This is a genomic window from Arsukibacterium ikkense (assembly GCF_000987775.1).
GTDB classification, from domain to species: Bacteria; Pseudomonadota; Gammaproteobacteria; order Enterobacterales; family Alteromonadaceae; genus Alishewanella; species Alishewanella ikkense.
The window spans coordinates 36,049-52,059 of sequence record NZ_LAHO01000019.1; the positions used below are offsets into that span (position 1 = coordinate 36,049).

Annotated in this window: 16 protein-coding genes; 4 read left to right on the top strand and 12 right to left on the bottom strand. The window is 49.4% G+C overall.

What is annotated here, in order from left to right:
* Positions 1-7 precede the first annotated feature (7 nt).
* The 9 genes from WG68_RS16980 to glyA all read right to left on the bottom strand — a co-directional run bounded on the left by WG68_RS16980 (position 8) and on the right by glyA (position 9,645).
* Complete coding sequence (locus WG68_RS16980; RefSeq protein WP_083981955.1) at positions 8-3,094, bottom strand: ligand-binding sensor domain-containing protein; 3,087 nt, start codon at positions 3,092-3,094, stop codon at positions 8-10.
* Positions 3,095-3,126: 32 nt separating this feature from the next.
* A complete protein-coding gene (locus WG68_RS16985; RefSeq protein WP_046558915.1) occupies positions 3,127-3,606 on the bottom strand; it encodes a phosphatidylglycerophosphatase A family protein in 480 nt (159 codons plus the stop codon).
* A complete protein-coding gene (thiL, locus tag WG68_RS16990; protein ID WP_046558916.1) occupies positions 3,603-4,565 on the bottom strand; it encodes a thiamine-phosphate kinase in 963 nt (320 codons plus the stop codon). The genes WG68_RS16985 and thiL overlap by 4 nt, the downstream gene beginning before the upstream one ends.
* A 35-nt stretch (positions 4,566-4,600) precedes the next feature.
* A complete protein-coding gene (nusB, locus tag WG68_RS16995; protein WP_046558917.1) occupies positions 4,601-5,014 on the bottom strand; it encodes a transcription antitermination factor NusB in 414 nt (137 codons plus the stop codon).
* A gap of 11 nt (positions 5,015-5,025) precedes the next feature.
* A complete protein-coding gene (gene ribH, locus WG68_RS17000) occupies positions 5,026-5,490 on the bottom strand; it encodes a 6,7-dimethyl-8-ribityllumazine synthase (RefSeq protein WP_046558918.1) in 465 nt (154 codons plus the stop codon).
* 76 nt (positions 5,491-5,566) lie between these two features.
* Positions 5,567-6,676: a bifunctional 3,4-dihydroxy-2-butanone-4-phosphate synthase/GTP cyclohydrolase II gene (ribBA, locus tag WG68_RS17005; RefSeq protein WP_046558919.1), complete on the bottom strand. Its 1,110-nt coding sequence runs from the start codon at positions 6,674-6,676 to the stop codon at positions 5,567-5,569.
* Between the two features lie 81 nt (positions 6,677-6,757).
* Positions 6,758-7,879: a bifunctional diaminohydroxyphosphoribosylaminopyrimidine deaminase/5-amino-6-(5-phosphoribosylamino)uracil reductase RibD gene (ribD, locus tag WG68_RS17010; protein WP_046558920.1), complete on the bottom strand. Its 1,122-nt coding sequence runs from the start codon at positions 7,877-7,879 to the stop codon at positions 6,758-6,760.
* Positions 7,879-8,331, bottom strand: coding sequence for a transcriptional regulator NrdR (gene nrdR, locus WG68_RS17015; RefSeq protein WP_019674770.1), 453 nt, complete (start codon positions 8,329-8,331; stop codon positions 7,879-7,881). The genes ribD and nrdR overlap by 1 nt, the downstream gene beginning before the upstream one ends.
* 60 nt (positions 8,332-8,391) lie before the next feature.
* Positions 8,392-9,645 (bottom strand): serine hydroxymethyltransferase, encoded by a 1,254-nt coding sequence (gene glyA, locus WG68_RS17020; protein ID WP_046558921.1) that lies wholly within the window; start codon positions 9,643-9,645, stop codon positions 8,392-8,394.
* A gap of 236 nt (positions 9,646-9,881) precedes the next feature.
* Here glyA and dinB point away from each other — a divergent pair, with 236 nt between their 5' ends.
* Positions 9,882-10,937: a DNA polymerase IV gene (gene dinB, locus WG68_RS17025; RefSeq protein WP_046558922.1), complete on the top strand. Its 1,056-nt coding sequence runs from the start codon at positions 9,882-9,884 to the stop codon at positions 10,935-10,937.
* A 93-nt stretch (positions 10,938-11,030) separates the two neighbouring features.
* Here the strand turns inward: dinB and WG68_RS17030 are convergent, their stop codons facing one another.
* Complete coding sequence (locus WG68_RS17030) at positions 11,031-11,243, bottom strand: cold-shock protein (protein ID WP_019674773.1); 213 nt, start codon at positions 11,241-11,243, stop codon at positions 11,031-11,033.
* A gap of 263 nt (positions 11,244-11,506) precedes the next feature.
* Positions 11,507-12,829: a DEAD/DEAH box helicase gene (locus WG68_RS17035; RefSeq protein WP_200897627.1), complete on the bottom strand. Its 1,323-nt coding sequence runs from the start codon at positions 12,827-12,829 to the stop codon at positions 11,507-11,509.
* A 108-nt stretch (positions 12,830-12,937) separates the two neighbouring features.
* Between WG68_RS17035 and WG68_RS17040 the strand changes: the two genes are divergently transcribed.
* Positions 12,938-13,471 carry a DUF2058 domain-containing protein gene (locus tag WG68_RS17040; RefSeq protein WP_046558923.1) on the top strand — a complete coding sequence of 178 codons (534 nt, stop codon included), beginning with the start codon at positions 12,938-12,940 and terminating at the stop codon, positions 13,469-13,471.
* 46 nt (positions 13,472-13,517) lie between these two features.
* Entirely contained in the window at positions 13,518-14,381 is an 864-nt protein-coding gene (locus WG68_RS17045) for a TraB/GumN family protein (protein WP_046558924.1), read from the top strand.
* A gap of 31 nt (positions 14,382-14,412) precedes the next feature.
* Here the strand turns inward: WG68_RS17045 and WG68_RS17050 are convergent, their stop codons facing one another.
* Positions 14,413-15,150 carry a methyltransferase domain-containing protein gene (locus tag WG68_RS17050; RefSeq protein WP_046558925.1) on the bottom strand — a complete coding sequence of 246 codons (738 nt, stop codon included), beginning with the start codon at positions 15,148-15,150 and terminating at the stop codon, positions 14,413-14,415.
* 38 nt (positions 15,151-15,188) lie between these two features.
* On the opposite strand from WG68_RS17050, the gene gloB reads away from it, so the two are divergent.
* A complete protein-coding gene (gene gloB / locus WG68_RS17055) occupies positions 15,189-15,974 on the top strand; it encodes a hydroxyacylglutathione hydrolase (RefSeq protein ID WP_052749153.1) in 786 nt (261 codons plus the stop codon).
* Positions 15,975-16,011: the final 37 nt, after the last annotated feature.

Consider the following 16,011-nt stretch of genomic DNA (forward strand, 5'->3'; position numbering starts at 1 on the left):
AGGCACTTTACAGGGCCTGGCTGTCTCCCTGTTCAAACCAAACCAGGCCTTCTGCCAGCAGTTTTTCAATTTGTGCTTCAATATGGGCCGAATCTTCAAACTCAAATGCATCAAGCTGCGAGTCGAAAGCAAGGGTTGCCACCGCATTTTTGCCATGGTGCTTTACGTGATACAACGCCAGCTCAGCCAGTTGCAACGACACTTCCCAGTTTATTAGCTGTCCACCCAGTAACGGCAATGGATAGCGAGCATATCCAATTGAGCACGTTAGCCTGACAACCTGACCATCTGGTAGCGTAAAGGCTGCCTTGCCAATCTGTTCATTCAAGCGGTAACTGAACTGACGCACCAGGTCAGTTTGAATATCCCGCAACACCAAGACAAAAGCAGCACCACTGAACCGCACCACATAATCAGAGCCGCGGGTTTCCCGGATCAGCAAACCACTCACTTGCTGGATCAGGCTATCCCCCGCACTATTACCATACTGATCGTTAACCTGTTTAAAATTATCTAAATCAACATGCAGCAAAGCTATACACTTACCCTGGGCCTGCATAGATTCGCGATTGCGCTGAAAGTGCTCGATATCTTTCGGTAGTTGCTCAAACATAAAACGGCGGTTGCGCAGACCCGTTAAATTATCTTTATGGGTTAACTGGCTTAGCTGATCATTTAACTCATTCAACCTGACATTGCTATTTTCCAGCTCCTGGGTGCGTTGCTTAACTAAGCGCTCTAGTTCCAACTGTTTGTGCAAGGTATTTCGTCTTAGCAGCCACAACACACCGTACAGACAGCAAAGCAATAACAGTAACCACAAGGTTCGGTACAGTAAGGTCTCGTCAAAGCGCTCTGGGACAACCAGCGTCAACTCCGTCAGATCAGCACTGCGCCAACCATGGCCACTTTGGCTGACCTGCAACTGAAAGATATAATTGCCCGGTGGCAAATTGGTATACACCGCCTCTCGCCGCTCACCTACGTCGTGCCAATGGCTGTCAAATCCCTCTAACCGGTAGCGAAACTGCAAGGCATCAGGCTTGATAAATTCCAGAGCAGAATAAAGCAAGGTGACATTGCGCTCGTTCATTTCCAGCACCAGCCGTTGCTGACCGGGTACAACCTGATACAGTTGTGTGGTATTAACCTGCTTAATTTGTGGTTTGAGCACCTGCGCTGTCAGTCTTTTTAAATCGGCCTGCACTGCGATCAAACCGTTCAGGGTCGGAAACCAGTATTCATCCTGCCAACGCACAATCTTGGCATGGCCAGCGCCATTGCAGCAGCGATTAGGGCCACTACCCAATTGTCGGTCAAAGGGCGTCAGCACCTCATCAATTACAAATGGTTGGGTGCTGTCCTGTGGCAAATTGGCCAGCAGCAAGCGGAAGATGCCTTTATGGCTGCTTACCCATACCAACTGTTGTTCATCATCATAACTAAAACCCACTGCCGGACCGTGCGGCATGCCATTAGCACTGTGCAGTTGCAACCACTTGTTGTCATGGCGCCGGATAAATATACCGTCATCAATAGTACTGACCAGCAAACTACCATCAGGTAAATGCAACAAGGCGAGGATAAAGCTATTGTACAATGGCGAACCTACGCCGAGGCGTTGTAGTTTATTTTGATCATGCTGGTACAAGCCCCGGGTGGTACCAATGAATAATTGTTCAGGCGTTTGCTGCAGCACGGTAATATTACGCGACTCAAAGTGTTCATTCAGGGGCGAAAACGTCAACTGGTTGCTGGCAGCATAATACAAGCCTCTGACGCCGCCCAGCCACACCCCGCCGTCTACAGCAGGTTGTACTACTTTAATCGCATTGCCCTGCAAGCTGGGAAAAGGCACACTGAGTTCACGACTTTGTCGGTTGTATTGTAGCAAACCACTGTCAACCCCAAACCAAAGTACATGAGGTTCAGGCCAGAATAAGTCATTGATTGTCTGATTGCCCAAAATATCAGCATCCAGTAAAGTCGTAAATTCACCATCTGAATTAAGAATTTGCAGTGCTGATTGACCAGCAATAACCAATTCATTATCTGGCGAAACGCCAACACTTCGCACCACAGGATCGGCTAAGCCATTTACTATTCTGCGAATATGACCGGCGGTTGCCCGGTAAATACCATCACTGTAACTCGCCAGCCAGATGTTGTGCTGTGCATCTTCGAAAATGTCGCTAAACCAGGGCGTGCTGCCCAGTTCAGCACTGGTCACCTTTTGCCAGTGTTGCTGATGCTGGCGATAAAACAACTTGCGGTACGTTGAAATCCAACTGCCTTGCTGACTATCTTTAAATAACTTATACACCGGGCTATGCTCACCATCGGGTAAGTCACACTTTTTAATCTCAGAGTCTGCGGTTAAATGATAAAAACCACTTTCACTGGCCAGATGTAAGCCCGCCTCAGTAACAGTTAAATCGTAAACCGGGGTTTGCGCCAATTCCAGCGGCAGTGGATACATCTGCAGTTGCTGGCTGCCGTCAGCGTTCAGCAGCACAATATGCTCAGCGGTGCTGACCCAAATGCCTTCACCTGCGCGTTCCAGTTGATTGACCTGGCTGCGTACCGCTTCAATCCGGCTGATTTTTCCAGCTCTAATCCGGAACAAATTGTCAGCAGCAACCCACACTTCGTTCTCGGCCACGGCAATAATTGCGGTAACCTCGGATACGATGGGGTAGCGTTCAAATTTCAGGGTAGCGGGATTAAAGCCAGACAGGCCGGCTTTAGTACCAACCCAAATGTAACCATTGTTATCGCGTAATAAACGGGTAATAGAGTTACTGGCCAGATGACGGGTGTTATCAGTGGTAAAATGTTCAAATTGCAAACCATCAAAGCGGTTAAGGCCATACAAAGTGCCGAGCCACAGATAACCCATATCGTCCTGCGCGACAGAGCGCACAGAGTTACTGGACAAGCCATCATTACTGGTCCAATGGCGGATATCAAAGTCATAAACCGACTGCAGCGGCTTGGTGTTGCTACTTACCTGAGCTAACAACACGTCCTGTGGCTCAGCCTTAGCGACCAGACTAAACAGTAACCCAACTGCCAGTAGCATTGTTTTTTTCATGTACTCGCCCTGTGCCTGGTACTTAGCGACCGTTAATTCAGTAACTGGTAATGCAATAATAATTGTAAGATCAGCCAGGCGGGTAGTGCTGCCAGAATATCATCCAGCATAATGCCAAGCCCTCCATGCACTTTTTGATCAAACCAACGAATTGGCCAGGGCTTTACAATATCAAAGAAACGGAATAATAAGAAACCTGCCACTACGCTTTGCACACTGATGGGTACCAGTAGCATAGTGAGCGCATAACCTATAATTTCATCCCAGACAATAGCGCCGTGATCGTGCTCACCAACATCGTCTGCAGTTTTACCGCAGATATAAACCCCAAGCACCGTGCCAGCCACCAGAAATGCCAGATACCAGGTCAGGCCCAACGCCGCAAAGGCCATAATAAAAGGGATCGCAACTAAAGTACCGAAAGTACCAGGCGCTTTGGGCGCCAGGCCTGCACCAAAGCCCAATGCCAACAAGTGCTGCCAGCGACTAAGTTGAAACCTAACCTTATTCATGGAAAATGCAAAAATCCCTGATGCTGATAGTCAAATGGTTGCTCCCCGGCTTTTAATTCCAACTTGCCAGTAGCCCCTGTAATGCGACCGATACAGGTAAAGGGCACGCCGTAGGGTGATAATAACACATCAAGGCTACCACGCTTACTTTCAGGTACCGTAAACAGAAGCTCATAGTCCTCGCCGCCCGATAAGGCCATTTTAAATGCCACAGGCTGATCACAGCTATCTTTTAACGCTTGTGATAACGGCAGCTTGTGCACATCAATATAGGCGCCTACGGCTGAGCGACGCAAAATGTGAGGCAGATCACCGCACAAGCCATCGGAGAGATCCATCGCACTACTGGCAACATTACGCAGCGCCTGCCCTAATGCCACTCTGGCTGAAGGGAAGTGAAAGCGCTGCAACAAATGCGCCTGATGCTTTTTACTGGTTTGCGCCTGGCCCTGACATACTTTTAACCCCAGGGCCGCGTCACCCAGTGTACCAGTAACATAGATATAGTCACCGACTTTGGCACCAGCGCGGGTAATAGCCCGGCCACGTGGCACCTGGCCTTTAGCAATCATAGTCAGACTCAGTGGGCCGCGAGTCGTATCGCCTCCCACTAAGCGACAGTTATAATAATCTGCGGTTTCAGCCAGGCCAGCAGCAAACTGGCGCAGCCAGGCTTCATCGACACTCGGTAAGGTTAAAGCTAACGACAACCAGGCAGGCTCTGCGCCCATCGCCGCTAAGTCGCTGACATTGACCGTTACTAACTTATGGCCAAGTGCCCGGGGATCAACGTCAGGGAAAAAATGGGTACCACAAACCATGGTATCGGTTGTAACCACTAAATCGTAGCCATCGCGCATTTGCAGCACCGCACCGTCATCGCCCACGCCAACAATGACATCCTGGCGCGCAATACCAGAGTCAGCAAAGAAGCTGGCGATAAGTTCAAATTCACCCATAGTGTATAAAAAAGCCGACTAACGTCGGCTCTCCGTTAGTTGGTTCGCAGTACTCGTACTGCTTTATCCAGAATACCATTGACAAATTTATGACTGTCATCGGCAGCGAAGGCCTTCGCCAGCTCAATGGCTTCGTTAATGACCACTTTGTATGGTACATCCAGCCGGTATTTCAGTTCATAGGCAGAGACCCGCAAGACCGCCTTCTCCACTAAATCGACATCTTCAAACGGCCGCTCCAGATAAGGCTTTAACGCCTCATCCAGCTTGCTATGGTGCAATACCACACCCCGTAAAATATCCTGGAAATAGGCCACATCCAGCTGTTTAACATTATTTTCCAGCAATAACTGCTGTTCAATATCGGCTATCGGATTATGGCTGACCTGCCAGCTGTAAATCCCTTGTACCGCCAGTGAACGCGATTGACGACGCACATTTGGTTTCATAAATTTTCCTGTTACAGCTGGTCCAGCACATTAACCATTTCCAATGCCGACATAGCCGCCTCCGCGCCTTTATTGCCAGCTTTGGTACCCGATCGCTCTATTGCCTGCTCTATGCTATCGACCGTTAACACACCAAAGGCAACCGGCAAGCTATGTGCCAACGCCACCTGGCCAATACCATTGGTACAGCTTCCGGACACATATTCAAAATGCGGCGTACCACCACGGATCACCGCACCCAGCGCTATAATAGCATCATACTTTTTGCTGGCAGCAACCTGCTGCACGGCCAGTGGCATTTCAAAAGCGCCTGGGATCCGCACTACCGTAATATCTTGCTCAGCGACGTTGCCTACCCGTTTTAAGGTATCTATTGCACCTTCTAACAAGCTTTCTACGATAAAACCGTTGAATCGTGCCACGACTAACGCGAACTTCTTGCCTTTGGCTACATAGCCGGCTTCAATCACTTGCATGGTAAATCCTCTCGAATCTGGGGCTGCAAAAATCAGCCGCGCATAGTATCACAAAAACGCACATTCGGCATCGCAGTTATTCTGACACATAGTCCACAACTTCCAGGCCAAAACCCGACAGAGCATGGTATTTTTTAGGCTGGCTTAGCAAGCGCATTTTTTTCACGCCCAGACTGGCCAGAATTTGTGAGCCCACCCCCACATTACGCGATGTGCCCTTCCACGGCGCCGTTTTCGGTTGCTCGCCTTTATCCTCGGCTTCAAAAGCTTGCACCATACGCACCAGCTCTGCGGTAGATTCATGTTTACCCAGCAATACCAGCACACCGCCTTCATCGGCGATCCGTTTCATGGCGGTATGCAAAGGGAAACTACGATTGGCAGCACGATCAGCTAACAGTAAATCGGAAAACGTATTGTGTAAATGCACTCTGACCAGGGTTGGCGCTTCCGCTTTAATTTCACCTTTGACTAACGCGAAATGCAGTTGATTATCGATGGTATCTTTAAAAGTCACCAGCTGAAAATCGCCCACTTCAGTTGCCAGCTGACAGGTAGCTACTTTTTCAATGGTGGTTTCATTTAAATTTCGATATTCAATTAAATCAGCAATAGTGCCAATTTTAATATTATGTTCGCGGGCAAAAACTTCCAAATCAGGCCGCCTGGCCATAGTGCCATCATCGTTCAGTATTTCCACGATGACCGCTGCCGGCTCCAACCCTGCCAGCCGGGCTAAATCGCAGCCAGCTTCAGTATGACCAGCCCGCACCAGCACCCCACCATCCTGCGCCATTAACGGAAAAATGTGCCCAGGCTGGACGATATCTGCCGGGCTGGCATCGCGCGCTACCGCAGCCTTAACCGTACGCGCCCGGTCAGCCGCGGAAATGCCTGTGGTAACCCCTTCTGCCGCTTCAATGGACACGGTAAAGTTGGTCGCGAAGGGCGATTTATTAGCATCGACCATCAACGGCAAGTGTAATTGCTGACAACGCTTTTTACTTAGTGTCAGACAAATCAGGCCGCGGCCATGTTTTGCCATAAAATTGATGGCTTCAGGCGTGACATAATCAGCCGCCATCACCAGATCGCCTTCGTTCTCGCGATCTTCGTCATCCATCAATACCACCATCTTGCCCTGACGAATGTCTTCAATAATTTCAGCAGGTGTATTCAGTTGCATAAAAACCCTTGTTAAATAAAGCCACGTTAGGGCGATATAGCCGTGCCCGCAACACTGGCGGGAAAAGCGGTTAAAAAATTACTACGTTGTCAGCGTTGCCGTCAGCCTGATATCAGGCCCCAACCGGCTAACATCGGTAAACTCGAAACGTCTGGCCTGCGCCAACTCGGTTAATTCTGGTAACAGCGCCAGTGCTTTTGCCTGCGGCCCTAACAGTACTGGCGCCTGATACAGGATAAATTCATCCACCAGCTGTTGTTGCAATAAGGCCCCCGCAAGCATAGCGCCGGCTTCAACCCAGATACTTCGCACCTGTGCGGCGGCAAGCGTATACAACAACGCCGTTAAATCAAAATAAGCATCCGCTGCCAGTGGTATTGCTTGTTGCTGTACCTGTGCAGGCATCTTGCGCGTAGTTTGGCCGGGGCTGATACACAGTAAAATTGGCCCCGGCAGGCTAAACAGCGGCTCGCTGCCGGTCAACTGCTGACGCCGGTCCAGAATGACTCTTAACGGCTGGCGCAATTGGCCATTTTGCAAGGTAGTAATCTGCCTGCCGGTGGTTAACTGTCGTACATTCAGGCGGGCGCTATCTGCCAGTACCGTACTGGCGGTCGATAATATGGCACTACTTTGCGCTCGGCACAGTTGCACATCGGCTCTGGCTTCCGGGCTGGTTAACCATTGGCTCTGCCCATTGGCCAATGCTGTACGACCATCAATACTGGCCGCCAGTTTTAATGTAAGCCACGGCCGCTGTCGCTCCATGGCACTTAAAAAACCGCGGTTTAATGCCCGGGCCTCTGCGTGCATTAAACCGCTACTTACGGCTACCCCGGCTTGCTGTAATAATGTCACCCCTTTACCAGCCACCAAGGGATTAGGATCAGGCATCGCAATCACCACCCGGCTTATCCCTGCGGCAATTAACGCCTCAGCACAGGGCGGTGTACGGCCATAATGGCTGCATGGCTCCAGTGTGACGTAACAGGTAGCCCCCCTGGCCTTGTTGCCGGCCTCTGCCAGCGCATACACTTCAGCATGACCCTGCCCGGCCTGATGATGATAGCCGCTACCCACCACCTCGCCTTGTTGCACAATGACCGCACCCACATTAGGGTTGGGGTCTGAAGTAAAACGGCCGTTAGCGGCAAGTTGCAGCGCTAGCGCCATAAACTGATGATCCGCTGCGCTAAAGGCCACTATTGCTCTCCTAAGCGGGCAATTTCCTCGCCAAACTCACGAATATCTTTGAACGAGCGATACACTGAAGCAAAACGGACGTATGCCACCTTATCCACTTTCACCAGTTCATCCATAATCAGATTGCCCAGCATATTGCTGGCCAGTTCACGCTCGCCTGTGGCGCGCAGTTGCGATTTAATTTTCTGAATCAGTTGTTCTATCTGCTCGGTTGAGACCGGCCGCTTTTCCAGCGATCTTAATAAACCGTTACGCAGTTTATCTTCATTAAAAGGCTCGCGTGAGCCATCCCGTTTAATGATCCTGGGCATCACCAATTCGGCGGCTTCAAAGGTGGTAAAGCGCTCATGACAGGCCAGGCACTCCCGGCGGCGGCGCACCTGATGGCCGTCTGCCACCAGGCGCGAATCAATCACCTTGGTGTCATCAGCATTACAAAAGGGACAATACATAGGCAGTTCTCAGAGATAAAAATGGCCGCAAATGCGGCCATAATAGCACTAATTTAACGCTTAGGCATAAACCGGGAAGCGACTGCACAACTGGCCAACATCGGTTTTAACGCGTTCAATCACGCTATCATCATGAATATTGTCCAGTACATCACAAATAAAGCCGGCAACCTGGCGGGCCTGCTCTTCTTTAAAGCCACGACGGGTTATAGCTGGCGTGCCAATCCGCAAACCACTGGTGACAAAAGGTGAGCGTGGATCATTGGGTACTGAGTTCTTATTAACAGTAATATGGGCCTTGCCTAAAGCAGCATCGGCATCTTTACCGGTAATGTCTTTGTCAATCAGATCCATCAGGAATAAATGATTTTCAGTGCCGCCAGACACGATCTTAAAACCGCGTTTGATCATTTCATCACACATGGCTTTAGCATTGTTCAGCACTTGCTGCTGATACACTTTAAATTCAGGCTCTAACGCTTCTTTAAAAGCTACCGCTTTTGCCGCGATAACATGCATTAACGGGCCGCCCTGACTCCCCGGAAATACCGCAGAGTTCAGCTTTTTCTCAATGGCTTCGTTTTTACGCGCCAGAATTAAACCACCACGCGGGCCGGCCAGTGTTTTATGGGTGGTAGTGGTAACAACGTCAGCCACCGGCACCGGGTTTGGATATAAACCGGCTGCCACCAGGCCGGCAACGTGCGCCATATCAACCAACAAGTAAGCGCCAACTTTATCGGCGATGTCACGAAAACGCTGCCAGTCAACAATGCCTGAGTAAGCAGAAAAGCCGGCAATAATTAATTTTGGCTTGTGTTCCAGCGCCAGCGCTTCAGCCTGATCATAATCAATCACACCCGTTTCTGGATGTAAGCCGTATTGTACCGCTTTATATAATTTGCCTGACGAGCTGACGTGCGACCCGTGAGTTAAATGGCCACCATGCGCCAGGCTCATGCCTAAAATGGTATCACCGGCTTCCAGTAAGGCCAAAAACACCGCGGCGTTGGCCTGTGAGCCTGCGTGCGGCTGCACATTAGCGTAATCAGCAGCAAACAGTTGCTTGGCGCGGGCTATCGCTAAATCTTCCGCAATATCAACAAACTCACAGCCACCATAGTAGCGCTTGTGTGGGTAACCTTCGGCATATTTGTTGGTAAGCTGTGAACCTTGCGCTTGTAACACCCGCGGGCTGGCATAATTTTCAGACGCGATTAGCTCAATGTGCGCTTCCTGACGGGCGGTTTCGTCGGTAATGGCCTGCCATAATTCCGGGTCAAAATCGGCAATATTCATCTCACGCTTTAACATGCTTTCTCCTGGGCGCGGTTTACGCTTACTGGTTTATTAACTAGGGGTTCTGAATTGGCAGCTATTCTACCCTGATTTTATGGCGGATGCACCGAAAATATAGCCGTCTGGCCATCCATTTAACTTATTGCCAGTACATTATCAGAGCTGGACAGGTCGCGCTAACGTTACTGACACTTTACAAGACCGCAGCCAGCCACTACTATACTGTATATCAATACAGTTAAAATACACTTATGACCAATCAGCGCAAAATTATTCATATCGACATGGATTGTTTTTTTGCTGCAGTGGAAATGCGCGATAACCCATCACTCGCCAGTCTGCCATTAGCCATTGGCGGCAGTCGCAGCAGCCGCGGCGTTATTGCCACCTGTAATTACCCCGCCCGTGCCTTTGGCGTGCGTTCAGCTATGCCAACCGGCCAGGCTCTGAAATTATGCCCACAACTGCATTTGATGGCTGGCAATATGGACAAGTACAAAACTGTCAGCCGCCAAATACGGGCCGTTTTCCAGCGTTACAGTGATGTAATTGAGCCGTTATCTCTGGATGAAGCCTTTTTGGATGTCACAGATAGCAGCCATTTTGCTGGCAGTGCAACCCGTATCGCCGAGGATATTCGCCGGGTTATTCTGGCTGAAACCGGCTTAACTGCCTCAGCCGGGGTTGCCCCCAATAAATTTCTGGCAAAAATTGCCAGTGATGAAAATAAACCCAATGGTTTGTTCGTTATTACACCTGCTGATGTCGCCGCTTTTATGGCAACCTTACCGCTGGCGAAAATTCCCGGTGTTGGCAGTAAAACGGCAGAACGTTTGGCCAAGTTGGGACTGAGGCAATGTAAGGACATTGCCGGATGCGATCTGGCGCTACTGGTAAAGCATTTTGGCGCCATGGCAGACAGCCTGATTAAACGCAGTCAGGGCATAGATGAGCGGCCGGTAAGGGTGGAGCGCCATGCCAAATCGGTTGGTGTAGAACACACCCTGGCGACCGATATCGCAGCCTATCAGGATTGTGTCAACGCGCTAAGTGTACTGTGGCCAAAGCTACAAATGCGGCTGGCGAACCAGGGCAATCAAGGCTTACATAAAATTGGGGTAAAACTTAAATTCAGCGATTTTCGGCAAACCACAGTAGAGTGTCAGTCTAACAGCGTCAGTCTGGAGCAGTTTATGCCGTTGTTGCAGCAAGCCTGGCAACGCCGGCAACAACAAGGAGTTAGGCTGGTTGGCTTGCAACTGGGCTTTAACTCACCCAACCCTGGCCAGCTCAGCTTACCCTTTTAACGGTTTTTGTCGGAACTAGTGTCAATGGCTGATGACCGAATTTCAGACATAAAAAAGCCAGCTCAGTGGCTGGCTCTTTACAAAACTATCAGATTAACCGGTTACAGTGACGTTTTCAGCCTGTGGACCTTTCTGACCTTCGGTAACTTCGAAAGTTACACGCTGACCTTCAACTAAAGTTTTGCGGCCTGTACCATTGATAGCGCGGAAATGAACGAATACGTCTTTGCCGCCTTCGCGCTCGATGAAACCGAAACCTTTATCTTCGTTGAACCACTTAACTGTACCAGAAATTAACTGTGACATAACACTCTCTTACTTTAACTAAATTTGCCGATATTCCGGCGACTTAAATATTACCGGCCAGGTAATCAAGCGGGTAAATATTCAACTGCATTATCAGTTAAGCTGATCATGCGGTCAACACAAATACCAGACGAGCAGAAAATATATTCTTTTACAGGCCGCACCGGCTAAATTGCATCTGCTATAACGAGTTAGCGCCAGCAGATATAACTTAACTTTTTCAGTGTAGCAGTAAAAACGCTGAATAATTAACCAGCATGCAATTATTTTTTCCGCCTTACCGGACCACTGCCGTCATCACCGCCTTCAAAGAACACCGGCGCCTTGGTTTTAGCGCTGCCAGGCTTCGCCGGCCGGGGCTTCGCCACTGTTGCTGCTGCACCACCTTTAGCCGCTACTTTGGCATGTTTTAGCGGGGCAACGATACCACTGAAGCGCGCCGGTAAGGCGTCAACCACAGAGAATTCGATTGCCTGGCGTAAAAAAGCTTCAATATTTTGTAAACTGGGCCAGTCTTTTGGCCCCACCAGGGATATCGCCCGGCCTTTAGCTCCAGCCCGGCCCGTGCGACCAATCCGGTGGACATACTCTTCCGGGTGTTTGGGCAAGTCAAAATTAATTACATGAGATACCTGCAGTAAATCCAGGCCGCGCGAGGCTAAATCGGTGGTTACCAACACCTGAAACTTACCGGTGGCAAATTGCTGCATCACGCTATTACGTTGTTGCTGGCTTAACTTACCGCTTAGCCCCACTGCCGTAAAACCTGCGGCTTCACAAACGCTGGTTAACCGTTCGGCGTCAGCCCGGGTAGCGGTAAACATGATCAGCTGCTTTATATCCGGTTGCTGTAAAAAGTGACTGAGCAGCGCTTCTTTATGGCTCAGATTATCGGCCAGAAAAAATTGCTGCTCAATATCCTGATGTTGCTGATAGCCCGCGCCTATCGCTACCCGGTAGGGGTTCTTTAATAACGCCAGCGCCAGATTATCCACTTCGGCATGATCCAAAGTGGCCGAAAACAACATGGTTTGGCGTAAACGATGATCCGCTGCTTTGTTAATTACAGTAAGCTGGGGCAGGAAGCCTAAATCCAGCATTCGATCAGCTTCATCCAGGATCAGCATTTCCAAACCTTGCAAAAACAGGGTTTTATGCTCCAGGTGATCAACAAAACGTCCGGGAGTCGCGACCACAATGGTGGGTTGGCGTTTCAGAATTTTTTCCTGATCATTAAAGTTTTCGCCTCCGACAATTAATGCAGCGGTTACCGGCGTATTTGATACCAGCAGGCGCAGCTGGGCATATACCTGCTTTGCCAGCTCGCGGGTTGGCGCTAAAATCAGTGCCCGGGCATCCTGTTTCGACAAAGCACGGCTTTTTAGCAGGCGTTGCATCATCGGCAGCAGATAAGCCAGTGTTTTGCCAGAACCCGTTTGTGATGACACAATTAAATCGCGCCCCACCATCACCGCCGGTATGGCCTCCTGCTGGATCTCGGTAGGCTTATCAAAGCCCAAATGCTGAATTGACCTGAGTAAGCGTGGATCTAACGCTAAATCTTTAAATGGCAAAATTAACCTCATCACCTTAGAGTACTGCTATATGATAACCGAACTGGCCCATTTGAGTTAATAAGATTGCTTAAGGTACACTAAGCAGCTTATTTACCCAGCAACCCGAGTAGCCCCATTATGAGCAATGCGTTACGTGACCAGCTTTTAAAAGCTGGCTTGGCTGATGCCAAAAAAGTTAAAAAAGTTAAAAAGGAAAAGCACCAGCAAAAAACCCAGTCTGGCAAAAATACGGTGCTGGCCAATGAAGCCACCACCCTGGCACAACAGGCAAAAGCCGAGCAGGTCGCTCGCGATCGTGAACTTAATCGGCAAAAGCAAGCCGAGCTGGCCCAAAAAGCGCTAGCCGCTCAGGTAAAACAAATTATTGAAACGAATGCCATTAGCAATAAAGGGGAATTGGGTTTTAATTTTGTCGATGGCAAACTGGTTAAAAAGCTATATGTCAGTAAAAAGCTTCATGATGAACTAAGCCGTGGCTTAGTGGCCATAGCCCGCCTGGCAGAGCAGTACATTTTAATCCCCGCCCCGGTAGCTGAAAAAATTATACAACGTGATGCCAGCAGTATTGTGCTGCTGAACACCAAGCAACAACAACCCGATGAAGATGACCCTTACGCTGATTATCAGATCCCGGATGATTTAATGTGGTAACTTTTATCGGTTACTTTTTTGGTACGTTTTTTGGTAAGGAGACACCATGCGTTTATTAACTCAGATTTTTTGCCTGGCGTTGCTGCTGTTAAGCAATGCACTGTGGGCTGCCAGTGTCTGGAAAGTCAGTAAAGACGGTCAGCATTTTTATCTGGCTGGCACTGTCCACGTCCTGAGTAAAAGTGACTACCCGTTGCCCACAGCATACGACACCGCCTTTAACGCCAGCAGCCATTTGCTGTTTGAAACAGACTTAAATGTGCTGACCAGCCCGGCAGGGTTAACTAAAATGATGCTGCAAAATACCTATACTGACGGCAAAACCTTAGAACAGGTGTTATCTGCCGGGGTTTATCAGCAACTGAAAGCCTATGCAACTGAACGCAATATGCCGATTGCCGCAATCAGCCGCTTTAAGCCTGGCTTTGCCACCATGATGCTGGCCATGGTTGAAATGAAACGAATAGGCGCCGCTGAAACCGGGGTGGACCTGCATTATATGCAGCTGGGCCAGCAACAGGGTAAAGGCATTGCCGGCCTGGAAACCATGGACGAGCATCTGGCAGTGCTTGATGGTATGAATCAGCTTGATCCGGATCTGACTATCAGTTCAACCCTGAACGATATGCACAAGGTCGAAAGCCAACTGGCTGACATGAAACAAGCCTGGCGTAGTGGTGATACGGCCAAACTGGAACAACTATTTATTGGCGATTTAAAGCAAATTCCTCAGCTGTATGAAATTTTGCTGGTTAACCGCAACCATGCCTGGATGGAACAGTTAAAAGCGCTGAGCAGTGAGCAGCACGTCACAATGGTCTTGGTCGGAGCGCTGCATCTGGCAGGTGATGACGGGCTATTAAAACTGTTACAACAACAAGGCTACCTGTTAAGCCAGCTTACCGAGTAAGTTTAAGCTTATCCCGCCGCAAACAGAGCCTTTAACGGCAGTCCTGGCGGGCACTTACTCCTTTTACCCCCTCGCCAAAGGCTGGCGAAAGTTGCCAGCGCGGCCGGATAGGTGTCAACGGCAACTCACGTTTACGCGCCACCAACAGATAACAGCCGGCAAAATAATTCAGGTACTTTTCCGCAAAGCGCTGCATACCGTTATTGGTATATTCGTTTACCAGCATGCTGCCATAAAAGAACCGTTGCTCAGCCAGCACTTCAAAACCAATCAGGTGTAGCCAGTCTTTTACCCGGCCAGCAGAAAAAAACCGTCCCTGCCATGGGTAGCGCTGTTTCAGCCAGGGTGCTACCCCCGCTAAAGCCAGTAAACTCAGTGGATTAAATCCTGTGAGCAGCAAATAGCCATCTGGCATCAGTACCCTGTGTGCTTCTCTGACAATATGGTGCGGATCGGCTTGATACTCCAGGCACTGACTCAGTAAAACGGCATCAATGCTGTGGCTGTCGATCGGCAGAGTATCCGGCAGGCCTATCAGATGATTATTGCCATTATCAACGCTGCCTAAATGCACCTGATGCTTAAGTTTGCAACCGGGCAGCGTTAAATCACTGCTCAGATCGCCGACTTTTAATAAATAATAACCAAATATCTGCTGCCACCATGGCTGTAACTGCTCGCCAATGGCCTGGGCCAGCGCCGGCCCTTGCAAAAATGCCTGCCAACTGACCGGTACCTGTGATTCGTTTTCGTTCAATGCCGGTTTCATGATAAAGTTGTGCCTGCTTTAACGTTGAGGGCGCTTTAATGTTAAAAGAAAATCTGCTGCTGACTATTAGCCCACTTTCTGCCTTTGAGGATAACTATATTTGGAGTCTGTGTCAGCCCGATAACCCATTTTGTGTTGTGGTGGACCCTGGCGATGCCACTCCTGTGCTGCGACTTTTACAACAACAGCAAAAAACCTTATATGCTATTTTAATCACGCACCACCATCCTGACCATACCGCTGGTCTGGCGCAATTACAACTGGCCTTTCCAGAAGTACGCATTATCGGCCCTGCGGCTGAACGCGCTAAAATACCGCTGCTAACGGAATACGTGCAACAAGGTGATACTATCGAGCTTACACCTTTTCAGTATCAGTTTCAGGTATTAGATTTACCCGGCCACACCCTTGGCCATATTGGCTTTTACGCCGCCCCGTATTTATTATGTGGTGATACGCTGTTCAGTGCCGGTTGCGGCAGGTTGTTCGAAGGCAGTCCCGCCCAGTTGTATCACTCCTTGCAGAAACTGGCGGCGCTGCCTGACGCAACAGAGGTGTATTGCACACACGAGTATACCCTGGCAAATTTGCGTTTTGCCTTAACGGTAGAGCCAGATAATCAGGCACTGCTGGCCTATCAGCAACAATGCATCATGTTGCGCCAGGCTAATCAGCCAACCTTGCCGGCAAACTTAGCTACAGAAAAACAAATTAATCCCTTTTTGCGATGCGAAAACAAAGCGTTGCAACAACGCTTGCAACAAGATAATGCCATTGACTTGCTTACCCGGCTACGCGCAATGAAGGACCAGTTTAAATCCTGACTTGCAATCAGGCATTGAACAGGTAACATGAGATTTT

Bases quoted from the DNA above. Each gene is read 5' to 3' on its own strand.
- WG68_RS16980 (WP_083981955.1), bottom strand. From the start codon at position 3,094: ATGAAAAAAACAATGCTACTGGCAGTTGGGTTACTGTTTAGTCTGGTC.
- WG68_RS16985 (WP_046558915.1), bottom strand. From the start codon at position 3,606: ATGAATAAGGTTAGGTTTCAACTTAGTCGCTGGCAGCACTTGTTGGCA.
- thiL (WP_046558916.1), bottom strand. From the start codon at position 4,565: ATGGGTGAATTTGAACTTATCGCCAGCTTCTTTGCTGACTCTGGTATT.
- nusB (WP_046558917.1), bottom strand. From the start codon at position 5,014: ATGAAACCAAATGTGCGTCGTCAATCGCGTTCACTGGCGGTACAAGGG.
- ribH (WP_046558918.1), bottom strand. From the start codon at position 5,490: ATGCAAGTGATTGAAGCCGGCTATGTAGCCAAAGGCAAGAAGTTCGCG.
- ribBA (WP_046558919.1), bottom strand. From the start codon at position 6,676: ATGCAACTGAATACACCTGCTGAAATTATTGAAGACATTCGTCAGGGC.
- nrdR (WP_019674770.1), bottom strand. From the start codon at position 8,331: ATGTATTGTCCCTTTTGTAATGCTGATGACACCAAGGTGATTGATTCG.
- glyA (WP_046558921.1), bottom strand. From the start codon at position 9,645: ATGTTAAAGCGTGAGATGAATATTGCCGATTTTGACCCGGAATTATGG.
- dinB (WP_046558922.1), top strand. From the start codon at position 9,882: ATGACCAATCAGCGCAAAATTATTCATATCGACATGGATTGTTTTTTT.
- WG68_RS17030 (WP_019674773.1), bottom strand. From the start codon at position 11,243: ATGTCACAGTTAATTTCTGGTACAGTTAAGTGGTTCAACGAAGATAAA.
- WG68_RS17035 (WP_200897627.1), bottom strand. From the start codon at position 12,829: ATGAGGTTAATTTTGCCATTTAAAGATTTAGCGTTAGATCCACGCTTA.
- WG68_RS17040 (WP_046558923.1), top strand. From the start codon at position 12,938: ATGAGCAATGCGTTACGTGACCAGCTTTTAAAAGCTGGCTTGGCTGAT.
- WG68_RS17045 (WP_046558924.1), top strand. From the start codon at position 13,518: ATGCGTTTATTAACTCAGATTTTTTGCCTGGCGTTGCTGCTGTTAAGC.
- WG68_RS17050 (WP_046558925.1), bottom strand. From the start codon at position 15,150: ATGAAACCGGCATTGAACGAAAACGAATCACAGGTACCGGTCAGTTGG.
- gloB (WP_052749153.1), top strand. From the start codon at position 15,189: ATGTTAAAAGAAAATCTGCTGCTGACTATTAGCCCACTTTCTGCCTTT.